The following is a 17,199-nucleotide window of genomic DNA, read 5'->3' as shown; positions in this document are numbered from 1 at the left end:
CGTGGTAGTGAGCAGACACTGTTGGACCTGGGCTGTTGCTTCAGCGAGCAAATCTGCAGAAGACGAGGATCGCGACGGTTGTCGCGCTCGCTGATCGCAGCGTCGAGACCGTGTTTGACCGGCCCACAAGGGAGTAACGATCCGGTGCCGACTAGCCCGGATTCATCCGTCGCTGTTAGCGGACCTTCCCTCTCGCCTGCACCTCCCATAGCTCCTCGACTTGGTCGTCTCGGGCGCCGATGATGAGGTCGTGAAGGTTGATCGTCGTGCAGACGTGGGGGACGATGAACTCCAGCCGGTCGCCCACTGCGAACGACTCGTCCGAGTTGCTGGTATCGATCCACCCGTGTTCCTCACTGGCGTTGGCGTATTTGATATCGTCCCGGTTCTTCGGGACCGGCAGTTGCGGTTTGTCCAGAGAGAACGTCTTGCTGCCTCCGTCGACGACGAGCCGGTCGTCGTCCGGCACGGAGATGACCGTCGTGACGACCGTCGCGGCGCAGTCGTCCTTCGATACCTCCCACGGGCGGAGTTCGAGTTCGCCAACGTCGTTGAAGGGATACATCCCCGGATTGATCTCGGTGACCACCGGATGCTTGCCACTGTACCTCGACGTCGCCGTCCCGCCGACCTTCACCTCGTCGACGGGGATTCCAGCGGCCTCGATGTCGTCGACCACGCCCTCGGCGAGCTCCATCGCCTCCCAGCATAGATCGTCGAATTCTGATTCGGTATCCGCTTCAGCCTTTACGTGCGACTCGTACGCGAGGATGCCGTCGAATGAGAGGTTGGCCGCCTCGTCGATCCGTTCCGCGAGAGTAACGGCATCAGAGCCAGGCGCGACGCCAGTCCTGTGCAACCCCATGTCGACTTCGAGTATGACGTCGGCCGTTATCTCGTGGTCTTGAGCAGCGTCCTGAAGAAGGTCTATCGTCGCGGCTGAGTCGACCGTCGTTGCCAATCTCTCGACCTTCTGTGAGAGCCAGCAGAACCGGTCGAGTTTTTGCTCGCCGACGACCTGATAGGAGAGGTAGATATCGTCGATCCCGTTCCGCGCCATCGTTTCCACCTCGCCCAGCGTTTGACAACAGATTCCACCACCGTCGGTCATCTCGTCCTCGAGCGCTGCGAGTTCGGCGTTCTTGTGCGTCTTGATGTGGGAACGGAGCGTTACGCCGTTCTCGTCGGCAACTGCCACGTACTCTTCGATGTTACGCTCCATCGCATCGATGTCAACGAGCAAGGCCGGCGTTTCTAGATCCTCGACCGGCTGATAAAGCGTCGACGCCATCTCATCGGTCGTCCAAGAAGACATAGTCTGAGGTAGAGTACCTTGAGGTAATAATCTGTAGGAAGACACAAGAGATGTAGAAGAGTTCGTGCGAAACCAGCTTACCGAATTACCTTCAAAGGGAGGAGGTCCCTCAACCGGACACCCCAGAACGCCTATCCGGGGGAGGGAGAGCGCTCGCTATCCCGAGAATGCGATGTAGCCATTGAAGATAGCCATGAGCGTGAGAGTTGCTCGGACTGGAGTGGGGTCAAGGGGTAGAAAGAATGAATACCGTGCTGACGACGACGCCATTCACCGAGACGAGGAACACTTTCCGGCCTGGTGGTATCGTAAACCTCCTTTTTAGTCATGAGCGCTCCGACGCCAGAGAAGAGAGCTATCGTCCCCCTGCGATATATAGCCACAGTGCCCACTCTTCGAGCATTGGCATATGTAACACTCAGAGATTGACCTCAGACTGGTTAGCCCGCAACCCAATAGATTCAGTTCTGATGAATGACTAATAACCCTCTACACCTAACGATTAGCTGCACCGGTTTTGTTCGGAGCTGAGGGGTTCAACAGAGCGAGAGGATCCTCTATACTAGTCGGTTAGACGGACTCTTGAGCGTGTCCGAGCTATCCACCCGTAGTGGTCGCAGCTCGTGAGTCTCGACGCAGTGTCTTTCGACGGATCGCACACCAGCAGCATATCGAGTGGCCCACATATGACTCGACGCCGCTGTACGATCGAACCTCGCTTGCCGGGTTAGAATCGGACGTTCGAGTCGTCTCGGGAACCTGGTTCATGCATCCAGATCACGACTCGGTTGAGCAGTTCATCTGCTCGATTCCGCTGGCCTACTTCCGCTTCGAGGCCCACGACCGCTACGGAAGTTCCACACGCTACGAGATGGACACCCTCTTTCGCGTGTTCGTGCTGAAAGAACTCCACGGCTGGACGCACGAAACGCCTCTCCTCAAGTACCTCGATAGCCACCCCGGACTTTGTGAACGCCTAGAGTTTGAGACGGTGCCCAATCAATCGACACTGTGGCGCAGCTGGGACGAACGCTTCACGCGAGATTTCCGCCAGACGGTCCAGAAAGCGGCTCGAACGATCCTCATCAAAGCACAGAACGCGGATGTCGCCGTGCCACGCGAACCAGACCGAAACCTCCCGCATCGAGGAGACGACGCGGATAAATCTGACCCAAATGATCAAGTATTCTTGACAAGGCTGGGAGGATCACCGACCACGTCAGTCACGTTGTGTTCCCCGCGTTCTCGTTAGAGCGTAGCGAGGGCTGTGAGATTCCCGAAAACGCCTACTGGGGCTTACAGACCTACTTGGGACTCCGTGAAAATTTGGCCGCCAACGAGGGCGCTTGGAGCTTCATTCACGAGTCGACGCGTGATCGAACGCCACTCGGACACGGCCATCGCGATCAGATTCGCGATCTCTCCATCGAGCAAATCCGCGAGATGTACCGACAGGGGGTTCGACAGCTCACCGACGAGCTCGCAGAAACGGAGGAGTTCTTCCGCGCAGGCATCGTCGCCATCGACATCACCGAGGACGATCCCTTCACGGGCGACCGAACCGGCCACGAGGACGAGATTATCGGGACGAAGGAGAAGAACGACGAGTACGCCTACCAGTGGACGACAGTCCAGCTGGTCGGCAACGCTGTCCCGCTCGTCCTCGATGCTCGCCCCGTGCGGAAAGGCGAGTCGCGAAAAGAGATTGTCGAGGACTTGCTGGATTCGGTTGAGGAGCTCGTTCACGTCGATAACGTGCTGATGGACCGGGAATTCGATAGTCAGCACGTCTTGGAGATGATCAGCCAGCGTGGGCTCTCCTACGTCGTGCCGAAACGGATGCAGACCAGCGAGAAGGCACAGGCGAAGCGATTGCTCCAGCGTGACCAGGAGCGGTACGAGACCGACCGGAAGCTCCATCTCGGCAAGAACGAGTGGCACGAGACGACGCTGATCTACCGTCAGAAAGAGAACCCTGAACACGACGATCACCGGCAGTATTCGGTGTTCATGACGAATCGGAGGACCGGGCACCTCACGGAGTATGGCTACAGGTGGGAAATCGAGAGCGGCTACAGATCGATAAAGCGATTCATGGCCGCCACTACGTCGAAGGATTTCGGGCTCCGATTCTTCTACTTCGCATTCGCGTGTCTCCTCTACTCGATCTGGAGAGCGGTCGATCTGCTCGTGCAGGTCGAGTTGACCGGCGAGTATAAGCGCTCACCGGTGATTACAGCAGACAACACGCTGACACTGCTGAAGAAGGAGACTGGAATCGGGTAGAGAGACACTCTGTTCAGATTAGCGTGCCGTCTGAGTGGCTACACTATTGGAAGTCTCGCAAATTCGTCCATACGATTGGAAGTATGACAAGAATGGCCGCTTGGAAAGTGATCTGAGGTAGTTTCCACAGATCGATCAGTCAAATTCGCGCATCACAGCCCCGCTAAACCCAATGTAGTCTCAACTTCCATCTAATTGGTTTTTATATAGTAATATACGATTTATAAGATACTATCTCCGGAATAGCAGTCTCGTCTCTGCGGAATACAGCCGATTCAGCGATTTACCAACCCACTTTTGATTAACTCACAAGTCAACAGTGGATACTAGAGGGTCGCCGCTGTCTCCGAAGCGTAACCGCTCTCGTAGAAAAGTGAGGCTCTGAACGGCCGTCAAGACGCAAGCATAGAGCTCGGTTGTTCCGGTCATCGATCCCATCGATCCGAATCACCCAGAGGACCACATACAGTGAGAGGTTCTGGACAGTCTGTACGGAAGTCTTCCCTTTTGCACACTCTCTGATACTTGAGCGTGGTACTACCTTATCCTGCCAGAGCGCCGGCATGGCGGACGGTGGTTTAGTACTGGACTATTTGGATGTGATTTAAACTGCTTGCAGGATCGCGGACCGTTGTTTTGTAGGTCTCTGTAGTACGAGCGAATCAGGTAGATGCGCAATTACTGCACGGTGTGTGAATGGTCTCTGACTCGCACTGACTGTCGAGACTTGAACCGTGCGGCTATCAATCATTTCCTCGCGACGGGCCACCGGATTGAATCAGAGCAGCAGGAACAGGAAGAGGAACAGCAGTCCAGTGGTGAGGACTATCGAATAGACGAGGTTCTACTCTAGGGATAGACAACCACCTTCGACTTCTGTCTCAATCATAGATAGCGCACAAAAAGAGAGGGTGAGATCATCGAAGAGACGACCTAGAGTGATGTCAGAGGCAGCTAGGTCAGTCTCTTTCCTCTCATAGACCCGCCACACAATCAACGCACTGTGACGGGGCATTCACCCTCACCTCATCCAACTCCATGCCAGACCCCAACTCCCAGGATTCACCCACTACAGAAGGCCCTCCATCGCTCCACGACGGGCTCACACAGTTTCTGAAGGCCAAAGCCAACGGTGACGACTCGGAAACTACCGACAGAACGCCAGCCCATCATCAGTCGCTGGCAGATGACTGGCTCTAACCACCACGTTGGACAGAAACACATATACATTCTCCACCAGTATTACTGTCTATATCCAGTATGACTGGTGAAGATGAGAACGAAGCAATAATCCGGATCTCATTTCCGCTACCGGATGAACGCCTCTTCCGGAATCAAGCCACCGAAGACATCCTAATGCTCCTGCTACGAAATCCGGGACAGGAGTTCACCGTTACTCAACTTCGAACAGTCACCGACCATGGCGGCGATACCGTCACGACTGCCTTGACAGTGCTAGAAGCAGCCGACCTTATCGAAACCCGTCGCGAGGGAAACAAGCGACTCATCAGCGCCAATCGCGATCGGATCCAAAACCCGGCGGACCCGGTAACGCGAATTCCACAAGCTGCGTTCCGGCAACCGATTCAAGCCTTTCTCGAGACAGTAGAGGAAAGTTCCGTTGATCCAATCGGGATCCTCCTGTTTGGAAGCGTTGCCCGTGGTGAGGCCGATCGGGCCAGTGATATCGATCTCATGGTCATCGTCGAGACTGATGTGACGACGGCACGCCGTGAACTGACCGAGGTCCGGCAAACGGTCGAGCAACAACGGTTCGATGGGGATCGCTATGAATTCCAGTTGATGATCGAAGCTTCAGAGAGTGTCAAGAACTATAGCCAGAAGCTACACGAGATTTTCTCCGAGGGTATCGTGTTACGGGATTCTGAGCGGTTGCAGGACCTGAAACGGGTGGTGTTCGATGCAGAATAGCCGCATTGACGAGGTGCTAGATGATGCGGAACGATTGTTCGAGCGACCAGGGCGGATGATCGAGAATGGAGTGGATGTTGACGATCCAGCGTTGCTCCAGTTGCGGAAAGCCTGTCGTCTCGTGACTGCTGCAGAGTTCCTCGCTGACCACAACGGCTACTATACGGTGGTGATCGAGGCGTCCTTTGCAGCGATCGAACGGTCGATCCAGTTCTACCTCTTAGAGAATGATTTCTTGGCGCCGGAGGAATACGTTGATCACACTGTCGTCTACCAACGAGGAGAAGAAGCAGGTCTGTACAACGCGGAGATCAAAGAGAGGCTGGCCGCCTTATGGCGAAACAACCGGTCGAAGACGTATTACCGTGAAGGCGTTGGAACTGCGGATCGTGCCGCGATCATGCTGGAATTAGCGCAAGCGATTCACCAGCATGTTATTCAGTTAGCTGGCGTTCGTCACGAGTGTCTCTGTTCATAGATTATCTATTGATATATCGGATTTCAACTGCTCATCATCACCGGTACCTCCATACGTTGTGACATAGCGTTACGTACTGGATACCGAATCAGGAGAGAACAAACACGCTGTATAATGTGACCAAGCGACTGCGACATGCGACGGTTCAGACGATAGAGCACGTCAACAGTCGTTTCGACTGGGTTTGAAAGCTTAGTCGAAGTAGCCGTACCCAATGTGTCGCATTTCTTGTAAGAAGCTGTCGTCACTGAGGTCGGAACGGAACGCTGCCAAGTACACGTCCAGTCTGTGGACGGTTTCCTCAAACTCGGTTTCGGCCAGTGACTGCAGCTCTCGGAGCCGGGATAGATCCTCGTCCGTATCGAGGTAGAATGTTTTCGCCTTCCGCCCATCCTTGGGACTATCATATCGAACCCGATGTGGGATAGTGGCAGGTCGTTCTGGTTCGTGTTGCGGCTCGGTGGTTGCAGGATCAGACTGTATATCGTTCTCAGATCCAGTGTCTGGTTCGGAGTCGTCTGGTCGCGTGTCGGCAGCAAAAGCGGACGTATCGGTGTCGAACGAGTCGTCAGCGCCGTCGAAATTGTACCGGTCCTGTTTGCCCATCAGGCGTTCACCTCCTGTTTACGGTCGCCTAGCAGCTTCTCTGGCGTGGCATCACCCATTTCCATGTCCTTGACTGCATCCCACTGTGCCACCGCTTCATCGTACGTGTAGTCGCCAGTCATCCACCGGCCAATCACCTTGAATGCGAGCGGAACATGCTCCTCGTAGCTGCGGAGGTCACGCGTCTCACTGGACTCGATAAAGGAGAAAAGATCCATCTGCTGATCCCACGTGTACCGCAGTAGGGAGTGCTCTGGAATAGAGAACGGACTGAGTGGGACGCCACGGTCAGACATAGAATCGCGGTACTGTTCGAAGATTTTGGCGTTCCCGACGCGGCTGGGGACGGTGCCTTTGATCACGATGTCGACGCCCATCTTGGAGAATCCGGAATCCATGGCACCGACCGTGGATTCTAGTCCTTGTTGGGAGGCGTCACCTTTCGGAGTGAGTTCGATCGGGACCATGATGTTGCGGGCGGCGATGATGGCGTTGTCCACGAGGTCGTTCAATGTAGCTTGAACGTCAAGGATAAACACGTCGTACTGATCACTGAGTTGTTCAAGCTGTTCGCGGATTACCCAGTATTCGTCGACGCCACGACGGTCTGAGCTGTTGAGCGCGGATTCGAAGTTTGAGAGGTCTTCGTGGCCGGGCACGAGGTCAAAGTGTGGTGTAGAGACGATGATATCCTCGAGATCGGTGTCACCGAAGAAGGTGTCCATAACAGTCGGTTCAACCGTTTTGTCGGGTGTGTCGTGGTCGAGGTGGTCGTAGCCGGCGTAGTGGGTAAGCGCGCCGCGTTGTGGGTCAAGATCCAGTGCGAGCACGTCGTAGCCGTCGCGGCCAATGGCGGCGGCAGTTTGCATTGTGTTCGTGGTTTTGCCGGGACCGCCTGATTCTGACCACCAGACGAATGCTTGGGTCATCTGCTGTGTGTCCACGCAGCGGGCTATCTTGAAGGTTTGTCAGACATATGGCTGACTGACTGGCTTGTGGGCGTGCCAGAGAGTTTACTGGGACGTTTACTAGCAAGTTTACTGGCTGTATTTCTGGTAAACTGAATAGATTGCTAGATAGAAGACTTTCCAGAAAACGATGATGTAAACCGGCATCAGAGTAGAGACTGCGAGAAACTGGTCACAGATGTGGGGAGGGACACAGGGGTGGCTTCACGTGTTTCATCTGTTCTCTACGGTGCAGAGAACGTGGTTAGTTGCCGAACAGGTCGCCGATCCGATGCTGCTTTTCCAACGCATCCCGGATGATCGCAGTATCCACATTGAAATTTGTGTTCAGTGACATCAAGACTTCCTTTCAAAGTCAGCTGCGAAAGCTGGTCCTCGTGAACTACTCTTATCGATAGCCTACCAAAGTATGGGATAATTCTCGTAAGACACTCCGAAAATACTAGTAATCCGTTGAATAATCGCAAAAGTACTGAAGTCATTGAGAAGAGATAGCAGCAGGTACTAAATTCGTAGAATGAAACAGGTGGCGTGCTCTGTCTCACGTATCAGACACCACCCTGCAAGTGTTCTCTACTGAACTCAGCAGAACGTACCTGTGATATGAACACCACCCTGCAAGTGTTCATTAGTTTGCTGAGAACGATAGAGGAGAGAAGCATCGACACCACCCTGCAAGTGTTTATTGAGGCTCAGTGTCCAGCCATAGGGAACATCACGCGAACTTGAAGAGGTCTCGCTGTTCGGCTTCTAACTCATCGGGGGCTTGGTAAGAAGTGGCCTGGCCCTTCTGATAGTGTTCAAGTATGTCATAGACGTTGCTGGGCAAGACACCACCGAGACGAGAGTCTTGTTTACAGGCGTTGATGATGTCTTCAGGCGCATCTGTGACCTCATAAATATAGGTCCGACCTCCCTTTCGGCCGAGGTTGCGTTCTGTTGATCGCGCAAGTCCAAGCATACAGAGTTGGTCCAAAAACTCGTAGAACTTTCGCTCAGAAACCTGATCTGCATTGACTGAGGCTGCAAGCTTTGTATAGAGATTGTAGACATGCTTTGTCCGTGCTTCTTTCTGAGGTTCAATGACCATCAGCGTCGTCGAAATATACGCCAGCCCTTGTTGGATAGAGAGTTTATCGTCAAAGTAGTCAAGAATTTCATCAGTCTCAATATTTTCCGTTGCTTCGCGTACGTGATCCTCATTAACCACCGATGATCCTTCCATCCGAGCATACTCCCCGGACTTCTCCAGGATCCGAAGTCCCTGCCGAACGTCACCACGTTCTTGGGCTGCGAACGCTGCAGCAAGTGGAATTACATCAGTGTCAAGTACACTATCCTTGAACGCGAGATCGGCATAATAGGAGAGAATGTCTCCTAGCTGGCTTGCATTATATGGGCCAAACTCTATTTCTCGTTCGCCGAGTGTTGATTTGACTTTTGGCTCAAGCGCGTCGACGAACTTCAAGTTGTTAGAAATCCCAATGAGACCGATTTTTGCCTCGCTAATCGGCGTATCTTCGTTAGCTTCGGCCCGTGGTAGATCATAGAGGAAGTCGTTACGAGCATCAGGAGGAATGTTGTCGATCTCGTCAAGAATGAGAAGAACATTGCCTCCAAGCGATTCGATTTCTTCGTACAGGAAATTAAAGACTCGATCGGTACTATGGCCGCTTTCAGCTACTTGATCGTCAGCTGATCGGAGCTCATTGACGATGGTTGTAACGAGACGATAGGCTGTTTTATAGTGACGGCAATTGATCGGTCCTACTACGTGGAGAGGTACTGACCGTCGTTTCGCCTCGACTTGCAACTTCTCACGCATCCATTTCGTCACGGCAGTCTTTCCAACACCGGTGGGTCCATATACGAAGACGTTGTTTGGTTCGTGACCCTCAACGATATCTTGGAGCGAGTTTGTGTAGAGTTTGATTTCCTCTTCCCGATGCATAATCTGGTCAGGCTCATAGGAATCCTTTTTGAGAGGTTGTTTCCAAGCAAATATCTTGTCTTCGTTTTGAAACGGGTTCTCGTCGTGGTCCATCAGTGATTGTTGAGTTGTATCGTCCGTCACCCCCTACTATCATAAATCTTCGTACCACCGTTCAAGTGTTACATCTGTTCTAATTACTTATATACCCCACGCCCACCACTCTGCAAGTGTTCCAGATGAATCGAAGGTACCTGTCTTAGTGAACAGCGGAACAAGCTACGTTTAAGAGTATGAAAATTGGTACCAGCAGTCACTGAATCTTACTAGGAACCACTGATTTCATCTCTACTACTAGTACTAGTTCTAGAATATAGTTTATAGTTTAGGGTAGAAGCAATCCTAACCTCCTATAATCAGTTCTAGAAGGGTCTAGATGGGGTTCTCGCTATAGAGTGGTCTCTATTATATACTTCACCTTGTTTGCAAACCCGGAGAGACGTTCTTGGAGTCAAGAACACTTGCAGAGTGGTGGGTGTGTCCTAAAAGTCACTCTCCTCATAGCCTTGTGCAACTATCGTATACCATGCCCTCCCAATGTTGCACAAGGTGGAATACCACTATTTGCTTCTCCTATAACTCACGAGCGTTTTCACCGAAATCTCTTAACACAAGGTAACAGACGCTTCGAAATACTTGTGCTGAGAAACGACTTTTACAAGTTCTCCGTTGAGTTGGCCAATCGGCTCTTGAAGCTCCGAACGTCCTATACCAACCGCTCTCATATCCCGTGATACAATGAATTCGGGGATTGAACACTTAGAGGTCTCGAATGAACGGACGATCGTTATCTACAGTCGGACGATTTTCAATGTTACCGCTCCTACTGCCCGACTGAACGATGTCCAGACGGTCTCGATTGAGGTGTTTGATATCTCACCTGATGTCGTTGCGGATACAGACCCGGTTTCACTTATTGATCGTTTGATCGAGGAAACAGCTACTGTGATCAGCAGTGAGTGGAACGCCACCACGAGTGAGTAGCTCCTCTACCTCTCTTGACCGACTGACCCCCTTTTGCTAGCGAGTTCGCGTTAGATCTCCGAAATACGCTGATACTCGTCATCAAGTGCATCGGCGTCTTCTGGGAGGAGGGCAACCACGATATACGAGGCATATTCTTCGAGATACTCAACCAACTGTGCGATACGCTCGGAATCGATCGCTTCCAACGAGTCAAGCAGGATCAACGGCATCTCCTCGTGTACGTCGTGGACGAGATAGCCCGCCAACGCTAATACTAATCCCGTGACTTCACGCTCACTCTCACTCAGATGCGCGACTGAATCCTCGTACGTTGTCCCATCGTCCGTTTGGCGCGTTACGTGCAGCTCGAAGGTTGCGTCTCCTTTTGTGTCGGGATTTCGGTACTCGAGCCAAATTCGTGCGAGGTTCCCGTAATCGAGAAGGTCAACGACGGTTTCCATATGCTCGTTGAACGCCTCGATCGCCTCGCGTTCGATCCGTTCGATGCGCGTCCGGAGCTCTTCGAGCTCCGCATTGATCTCCTCACGCCGGGCTTCGAGCTGATTCCGTTCTGCAAGCTGTTCTTCGAGATTCTCGATATCCTCTGCGAGGGCGTCCCGTTTGCGCGCAAGCCGATCGCGCTTGAGTTCGAGCTGTGTGACCTCTTTTTGAGCAGCCAACAATTCTTCGTCGTCGTCGGTGGTTTCGACGGCCGATTCGAGCTCCTCGATTTCCTCTACAAGCTCCTCCCGCTGTGCTTCGAGTTCTTCGATTCGGTCAGTCCGATCAGCAAGCTCTGACTCGGTCGTGTCAAGCGCTCGTTTGAGTTCCGTGCGCTTGTCCCTCGTACTGGTGTACTCCTTTCGTTGGGTTTTGAGCTCTTCGAGTTCTCTGTTGAGTTCGTTTCGCCGTTCGACTTTCTCTTGGCGAAGGTCCTGCAGGCGCGACACCGTTGATTCGATCTGTTCAGTATCGACGTGCGAGCCACACGTCCAGCACGTGACGTCGTTTGATTGATCCGCGAGCAGTTGATCCGTGATCGCACCCTCGTCTGCTTCCATCTCAGACGATTCCTCTCCGTCGAGGAGATCCGTGACGCCTTCCTCCGTGATCTGCTCGTTGAACTGGATGACCGTCTGGAGTTGAGAGATGATCTCGTCGAGTTCTCGCTTTCGACCACGGATCTGCTCGATTTGACTCGCCAGGTCGTCCAGTTCCTCCTCGTCGATAGTCGAGAGGTCCTCGAATTCGGCTTCGAGTTCAGACCGTTCGGCTTTGAGCGAGGCGACACTCTCTTGTTCGGTTTCGAGATCGTAGGTGACGTCCTCAAGTTGGGATTGTGTCTCCCGGAGCGAATCGAGCTGTTCGGACCCCGTACTTTCGGCATCGGACTTAGACTGCTGGACTGTCTCCAATGTGTCGCGTGCCTCGTCGAGTTCTTCTGTAGCCGTCTCGAGTTTATTGGTAACGCGTGCATGTTCTTCTTCGAGGGAATCACGCTCGCGGCTGGCCTCCGAGAGTTCCGAGAGTTGGGTGTCGATGCCGCGTTTTTCGGCTTGCAGCTGGCTGATCCGAGCTTCGATCTCCTCGACATCGACGGGACGGAGGATGAGTTCTCGAAGGTCCTCGTTGCGGACGACGGCCCGTCGAGCCGGATTGGATTCTAAAAGGAACGCGAACAGATCAGCCAGCTGTGAATCTTCGAGATAGGGATCTCCGGTGAATGCGACGCCGTCGGTGGACCGTGTGAGTTCGCGCGTGTAGGTCTCACCGTCGAGGGCAAGGCTCACATGTCCTTGGTCGGCATCGCCTTTGAGTGATGCTCGGTCGCTTCCGAGAGCGGCCATCAGCGCTTGCAGGAAGGAAGTTCGATTCGTCGCATTTCTGCCGGCGAGGACGGTGACACCAGGTGTAAATTCGACTGAGGTAGAGTCGATGCCGCCGATGTGTTCGACGTCGACGGCAGCAGTCGTCTCTTGGAGTGAGGGCATTGTGTGGTCCGTTTTAGGACGGTGTCCTCAATAAGCATTCAGATACGCCATCAGCAGCTCCGAGAGGCTGATTAGGCCTCTGAGGAGTCTGTATTATCGCCCCATCGTCCATGGGATGATGGATACCACTCGTCAGGAACAACGCGATCGGGATTTTCTGGACACATCGATTGATGCCCGTTGATCGCTTCTGACGTGAGAAACCGTTTTCCACGACACTCTTCCATTCTCGTATTAGTACGCCACTATCGTTATGAATTTTCTGAAACAATATAAAATATGGAAATAGTATTTAACCAACAGAGAACGTCAAAAACATAGTTTTGGTAGTTAAGATAGTACTGAGCGTTCTGTCAGATCCTCCCACTGGTTGTAACACTACTCGAAACTCATTTATATACATGTTCCTATTATGTTACACCGTGCTGCGAAGTATCGAACTGAAGGTCCTCGCTGCTGTCGAACGTGGCGACACGATCTCCGAGCTCGCGACAAAGCTCGACTACAGTGAGAGTTATCTCTCGCGTGCCATCACTGAGTTGGTCGAGAAAGGCTTGGTCTATACGCAACGTGACGGTCGTCGGAAGCGGGTCGTTCCCTCTGATGCTCGGGCCGTCGAAGTTTACCAGGACCTCGTCCGCCAGCACTCCCACATCGGCTTCCCCACGCTGTTGACGGGCAAGGCCATCGAAGTGCTGTATTACCTCGACCAGCCACGAACCGTCGCCGACGTCGCCGACCGGAGCGACAACTACCGCAACACCGTTAACCGAGTCTTCAAGCGACTTCGCGACCGTGGACTTGTCGGCACAGACGACGGATACTACGATTTCAACGGCGACTTCGACCGACTATACGAGTTCGCACGCGAACTGGCGCACCATCTCCACCGACAGCGCCTCGAAGCGGTCGCTCCGAACGGGACGATTCTCTGGGAGGACCACGACGAATTTCTCGCCCAGACCGAGACGGAGATCGAGGCGGACCAGTTCCACGAAACCGGTCTCGCTCGGTTCGCGGCGTTCGATCTCCTGTTTCTGCTGACCCGCGACCGCTACTACCTCTACTCTGAGGATGTGGAAACAGTCTCGCCGGCGGAGCTCTGCTGTCACACGTTGCTGATCGACGACGACACTCGCCACCGCTCGTACTGTCTCCTGCTGCTCAGCCACGTCGAGGTCGACGAGAGCGACCTTCAAGAGCGAGCGGCGAAATACGGCCTCGAAGACGAAATCGATGCTCTGCTTCGGTACCTCGAGACGCAGGGAGCGGTCGATGACGATCGCCTCCCCGAGTGGGACGAGTTCCAGGAGCTGGCGGCTGACTACGAGGTGCGACTACCCAAATGAGACCAACATTCGGACGCGAATACATCGAGAACGAGTTCCAGCGAATCGCGGATGGGCTGTCTGACCCGCTTACGGTCTATTTGATCGGCGACGGGGCGATGTCGCTGCGCGACCTCAAGGGTGCGACGAAGGATATCGACCTCGTCGTCGCCGACGGGGATGCGTACGGCCAGCTATGGGCCGTCCTAATGGACCTCGAGTATACGGAGGTGCAATCACTGGACGCCGATTACCGGGCGCTGGGGGCGACGAGCTGTGTTGAGAACGACGATGGGTGTCGCCTCGACATTTTCAACCAGCAGGTAGCGAACAAACTCGTGCTGACCGAGGGAATGCGCGAACGGAGCGAGCCGTTCTCGATACGGACCGATTGACGGTCCAGCTGGTCAGCAACGTGGATATCTTCCTGTTCAAAATGATCGCGGGGCGCGATGACGACATCGAGGATATGAACATGCTCGTGCAGGCTGGCCTCGACTACGACGTCGTCCGAGATGAACTCGAAACACAGATCGACCGGCTCGGCGGCGATCAGTTCACCACATTCGCGAACGAGGCTTTAGTTGAGCTTGAGGAGCAGTACGGAGTAACCACGCCGATCGAGGACTACGTTCAAGAGCTGACGAACCGATACTACCGCGGGCTCGAGGTCCTCCAGGTACTCGACGAACCAATGACTGTCGATGAACTGGCCGCCGACCTCGGAATGGACATTGATGTGGTCCGAGATAGGGTCGCGTATCTTGAGGAATTCGATCGGGTACGCCAAAATAGCGAAACAGTCAGTCGGGTGGAGTAGTCCGGTCTCCACACCTACTCCGAGGGAAGTCACCCATCTGGTTGGGGAACACGTCCCTGTTTGATCTCGTGATCTAGTGAGGTTGGTGGCCCCCGAGAGCGATGTTATGGTCATCCACTCTCAAGCATCCGGTAGTATCTCTAGCTTGGATCCTTTCCCTACTCGTGATTCTCTCTGCAGTGGCGATCTCTCAGCCACAATACTCTATACGAATGGCTGCTGATCTTTCGGTGATATGAATGACGAGGAGTGGTCACCAGTCCAGTATCGATTTACAGAGCTCGTTGACCTTCTCGTAGCGTTCGAACAGGCCGGAATCGAACATTTGGAGGTCTCGGACGAGCGCACGATCGTGATCTATAGCCACACTATCTTCGATCTCGAAGTCGACGACGGGAGCTTAGCCGAGACTCAACTCATTACCGTCGACGTCTTTGATGTTTCGTCCAAGCACGCTACTACTGATGACCCCGATCCAGTAACGCTCACCGAACCATTGATCGACGAGCTTGCGGCTACTGTGCGTGTCGACTGGGAGCGCCGCTGAGCGCTCTCCTAGTCGGTCGTGTTCTCGTAGACGATACATTCCAAGCGAGAGGTACTCGACGATGTGGCGCTACTCTCGCCGCTCGATGATGCTCGCAAACGCGACGTTCGACTGGACGGTGTCGATCTCGACCGTGACCTCCTCGTCACGTTTAGCGTCCTCGACAATCACGACGAATCCCCGTTCAACACGGGTAATCCCATCTCCTTGATCACCGAGCGTATCGATCGTCACCGTTCGAATCTCGCCTTCTTCGACCGGCGGTTCCGACTGATCCGGCGTCGACGAAGACGCTGACGCGTTGAAGGATGACGCTGTGTCGCGATCGTCGTCTGTTGCATTCTCGGTCGCAGCCGGAAGCACGGCGACCTGATAGACTGTTCCTGGATCGACCGCCGCGTGATCGACCAACTCACGGGGAATCTCGATCTGCAGTCGTCCCTCTGTCTCAGTCGCCCGACATGTGATCAGTGCTTGCAGCCGGTCTGGAATCGAAACCATTGATAGTTACCCTCTGTAGGCGACGACACGTAGTTCCACGGAACTTATCTCGGCAAATATGTCTGCTACAGCGTATTCTTTGCTGTGTGCTTCCACTATTTCATTCTATACGATGTCGCTGGATCAGTCTGCAGACACTTCCCTCACTGAGCAACTGCAGACGCTTCGTGTTGCCACTCTTCGGCGCTACGGCCTGCTTGAGCGCTATCTAACAGCCCTCAGACAGACACTCGAACAGTCGACGCGAAACTACGCCTCGGCTAAACAGCTGTATTCAACGTGGGACGACCCGCCGTTCTCTCCACAGACTCTGGGCCAACTCCTGAGGACGATTGCCGATCTCGGAATTCTACGGGTCCACATGCATCGGAGCAATCGGAATCGATACGACCTCACCGCGTACGATCAGACGCGGGTAGACCAGCTTGCAGTGATCGTCACCGACGAGAGAGAGTCTGCGACCGGGTAGCGCCCCTCGAACTGATAGCCTGTGGTTAGGCTGCTTTCAGCGTATCACGGAGGTACTGTTGTTCCCACTCCCGACGTGCGTCGAGCTCTCGCTGGCCACGCGCCGTGAGTGTGTAGAGATTCGTCCGGCGATCCATCTGTGATTTCTCGACGAGACCCTTGTTGACGAGCGTGTCGAGGTTTGGATACAGTCGGCCGTGATGAATCTCTGTGTCGTAGTATCCCTCGAGTTCGTCTTTGAGTGCGAGGCCATGTGGATCGTCTAATCCTCCGATGACGTAGAGCAAATCTCGCTGGAAGCCGGTGAGATCGTACATATCTTCGTATTGTCTACTAGCCTTGTCAACTTATTGCATGGTATACACCACGAGAGTGTCTGATTTAACACTCAGATCGACCCACGCCAACGAAAATAGCGACGACACTTCTCTATCCGAACAGCGGTGCTACCCTATCTAGTTTGCTCGTAAGTAGACTACTCAACGAGCGCTTCGATATCACTCGCGCGATCGTCGTTAGTGACGAGCTTCGAGAAGCGCCAGTCAAGCTCTCCGAGGAGGAGGGCATAGCCCTCATCGGTCAGTTTGTACTGGTTCGTGCGCTTATCGAGTTCGCTTTTCGCGACGAACCCCTGTTGAACGAGGTCATCGAGGTTGGGGTAGAGCCGGCCGTGATTGATCTCGCTGTCGTAGTAGTCTTCGAGCTCGCGTTTGATCGCCAGCCCGTACTGGGGTTCCTCAGCAAGGACGGTGAGAATGTTCTGCTGGAAGGCGGTCAACTCGGATGCGGTACGCTCCTCTCCGGCTGCTGTCGATTGTGCCTCTGACATCTCTTCGAGGAAGACTGTTGTCCTCAATAACTGCTTGGGAATTGACCGCATTTAAGATAGATAGATTGGCGACGAAACGCGCGCATAACTGATGAGCGGCCGGTTCTGGGGTAGATAGATAAGTCACAGTGTGTTCACCAGTTTTGTTCACGGAGGTACCTCGCGAGCGTTACT

Annotated in this window: 13 protein-coding genes and 2 pseudogenes; 7 read left to right on the top strand and 8 right to left on the bottom strand. The window is 53.8% G+C overall.

Annotated features, from left to right (window positions below):
- Nucleotides 1-175: 175 nt before the first annotated feature.
- Complete coding sequence (locus HAPAU_RS18215) at nt 176-1,360, bottom strand: alanine racemase (protein ID WP_211263635.1); 1,185 nt, start codon at nt 1,358-1,360, stop codon at nt 176-178.
- 565 nt (nt 1,361-1,925) lie between these two features.
- Here HAPAU_RS18215 and HAPAU_RS18210 point away from each other — a divergent pair.
- From HAPAU_RS18210 to HAPAU_RS18200, 3 genes and pseudogenes are all read left to right on the top strand, one after another.
- A pseudogene (locus HAPAU_RS18210) lies at nt 1,926-3,601 on the top strand (transposase).
- A gap of 1,260 nt (nt 3,602-4,861) precedes the next feature.
- Nucleotides 4,862-5,533, top strand: coding sequence for a nucleotidyltransferase domain-containing protein (locus HAPAU_RS18205; RefSeq protein WP_084383892.1), 672 nt, complete (start codon nt 4,862-4,864; stop codon nt 5,531-5,533).
- The gene (locus tag HAPAU_RS18200; protein WP_066385514.1) at nt 5,523-6,011 is read left to right on the top strand and encodes a hypothetical protein; all 489 of its coding nucleotides are present in this window, start codon (nt 5,523-5,525) and stop codon (nt 6,009-6,011) included. The genes HAPAU_RS18205 and HAPAU_RS18200 overlap by 11 nt, the downstream gene beginning before the upstream one ends.
- Before the next feature lie 192 nt (nt 6,012-6,203).
- On the opposite strand, the gene HAPAU_RS18195 is transcribed toward HAPAU_RS18200, so the two are convergent.
- From HAPAU_RS18195 to HAPAU_RS18175, 4 genes are all read right to left on the bottom strand, one after another.
- Nucleotides 6,204-6,617: a hypothetical protein gene (locus tag HAPAU_RS18195; RefSeq protein ID WP_066385510.1), complete on the bottom strand. Its 414-nt coding sequence runs from the start codon at nt 6,615-6,617 to the stop codon at nt 6,204-6,206.
- Nucleotides 6,617-7,546 carry a ParA family protein gene (locus HAPAU_RS18190; RefSeq protein WP_084383891.1) on the bottom strand — a complete coding sequence of 310 codons (930 nt, stop codon included), beginning with the start codon at nt 7,544-7,546 and terminating at the stop codon, nt 6,617-6,619. The genes HAPAU_RS18195 and HAPAU_RS18190 overlap by 1 nt, the downstream gene beginning before the upstream one ends.
- A gap of 754 nt (nt 7,547-8,300) precedes the next feature.
- A complete protein-coding gene (locus HAPAU_RS18185; protein WP_245634242.1) occupies nt 8,301-9,629 on the bottom strand; it encodes a Cdc6/Cdc18 family protein in 1,329 nt (442 codons plus the stop codon).
- Nucleotides 9,630-10,609: 980 nt separating this feature from the next.
- Entirely contained in the window at nt 10,610-12,532 is a 1,923-nt protein-coding gene (locus HAPAU_RS18175; protein WP_066385501.1) for an archaea-specific SMC-related protein, read from the bottom strand.
- Nucleotides 12,533-12,954: 422 nt separating this feature from the next.
- On the opposite strand from HAPAU_RS18175, the gene HAPAU_RS18170 reads away from it, so the two are divergent.
- From HAPAU_RS18170 to HAPAU_RS18160, 3 genes and pseudogenes are all read left to right on the top strand, one after another.
- A complete protein-coding gene (locus tag HAPAU_RS18170) occupies nt 12,955-13,881 on the top strand; it encodes a MarR family transcriptional regulator (RefSeq protein WP_066385853.1) in 927 nt (308 codons plus the stop codon).
- Nucleotides 13,878-14,680, top strand: a pseudogene (locus HAPAU_RS23150) (DUF6036 family nucleotidyltransferase). Before HAPAU_RS18170 ends, HAPAU_RS23150 begins: the two are co-directional and overlap by 4 nt.
- A 235-nt stretch (nt 14,681-14,915) precedes the next feature.
- Entirely contained in the window at nt 14,916-15,227 is a 312-nt protein-coding gene (locus tag HAPAU_RS18160; RefSeq protein ID WP_066385500.1) for a hypothetical protein, read from the top strand.
- 69 nt (nt 15,228-15,296) lie between these two features.
- Here HAPAU_RS18160 and HAPAU_RS18155 read toward each other — a convergent pair whose 3' ends face one another.
- Nucleotides 15,297-15,728 carry a TRAM domain-containing protein gene (locus HAPAU_RS18155; RefSeq protein ID WP_066385499.1) on the bottom strand — a complete coding sequence of 144 codons (432 nt, stop codon included), beginning with the start codon at nt 15,726-15,728 and terminating at the stop codon, nt 15,297-15,299.
- A 112-nt stretch (nt 15,729-15,840) separates the two neighbouring features.
- Between HAPAU_RS18155 and HAPAU_RS18150 the strand changes: the two genes are divergently transcribed.
- A complete protein-coding gene (locus HAPAU_RS18150) occupies nt 15,841-16,197 on the top strand; it encodes a hypothetical protein (protein WP_066385851.1) in 357 nt (118 codons plus the stop codon).
- A 25-nt stretch (nt 16,198-16,222) separates the two neighbouring features.
- Here HAPAU_RS18150 and HAPAU_RS18145 read toward each other — a convergent pair whose 3' ends face one another.
- Together HAPAU_RS18145 and HAPAU_RS18140 are read right to left on the bottom strand one after the other, a co-directional pair.
- Complete coding sequence (locus tag HAPAU_RS18145) at nt 16,223-16,513, bottom strand: PadR family transcriptional regulator (protein ID WP_066385498.1); 291 nt, start codon at nt 16,511-16,513, stop codon at nt 16,223-16,225.
- A 158-nt stretch (nt 16,514-16,671) separates the two neighbouring features.
- Nucleotides 16,672-17,025 (bottom strand): PadR family transcriptional regulator, encoded by a 354-nt coding sequence (locus HAPAU_RS18140; RefSeq protein WP_066385497.1) that lies wholly within the window; start codon nt 17,023-17,025, stop codon nt 16,672-16,674.
- Between the last annotated feature and the right edge of the window lie 174 nt (nt 17,026-17,199).

It is taken from the genome of Halalkalicoccus paucihalophilus, from assembly GCF_001593955.1.
Lineage (GTDB): Archaea > Halobacteriota > Halobacteria > Halobacteriales > Halalkalicoccaceae > Halalkalicoccus > Halalkalicoccus paucihalophilus.
This window is presented reverse-complemented; position numbering and strand designations above follow the sequence as displayed.

Bases quoted from the DNA above. Each gene is read 5' to 3' on its own strand.
- HAPAU_RS18155 (WP_066385499.1), bottom strand. From the start codon at position 15,728: ATGGTTTCGATTCCAGACCGGCTGCAAGCACTGATCACATGTCGGGCG.
- HAPAU_RS18200 (WP_066385514.1), top strand. From the start codon at position 5,523: ATGCAGAATAGCCGCATTGACGAGGTGCTAGATGATGCGGAACGATTG.
- HAPAU_RS18205 (WP_084383892.1), top strand. From the start codon at position 4,862: ATGACTGGTGAAGATGAGAACGAAGCAATAATCCGGATCTCATTTCCG.
- HAPAU_RS18185 (WP_245634242.1), bottom strand. From the start codon at position 9,629: ATGGACCACGACGAGAACCCGTTTCAAAACGAAGACAAGATATTTGCT.
- HAPAU_RS18175 (WP_066385501.1), bottom strand. From the start codon at position 12,532: ATGCCCTCACTCCAAGAGACGACTGCTGCCGTCGACGTCGAACACATC.
- HAPAU_RS18160 (WP_066385500.1), top strand. From the start codon at position 14,916: ATGAATGACGAGGAGTGGTCACCAGTCCAGTATCGATTTACAGAGCTC.
- HAPAU_RS18190 (WP_084383891.1), bottom strand. From the start codon at position 7,546: ATGACCCAAGCATTCGTCTGGTGGTCAGAATCAGGCGGTCCCGGCAAA.
- HAPAU_RS18145 (WP_066385498.1), bottom strand. From the start codon at position 16,513: ATGTACGATCTCACCGGCTTCCAGCGAGATTTGCTCTACGTCATCGGA.
- HAPAU_RS18195 (WP_066385510.1), bottom strand. From the start codon at position 6,617: ATGGGCAAACAGGACCGGTACAATTTCGACGGCGCTGACGACTCGTTC.
- HAPAU_RS18150 (WP_066385851.1), top strand. From the start codon at position 15,841: ATGTCGCTGGATCAGTCTGCAGACACTTCCCTCACTGAGCAACTGCAG.
- HAPAU_RS18140 (WP_066385497.1), bottom strand. From the start codon at position 17,025: ATGTCAGAGGCACAATCGACAGCAGCCGGAGAGGAGCGTACCGCATCC.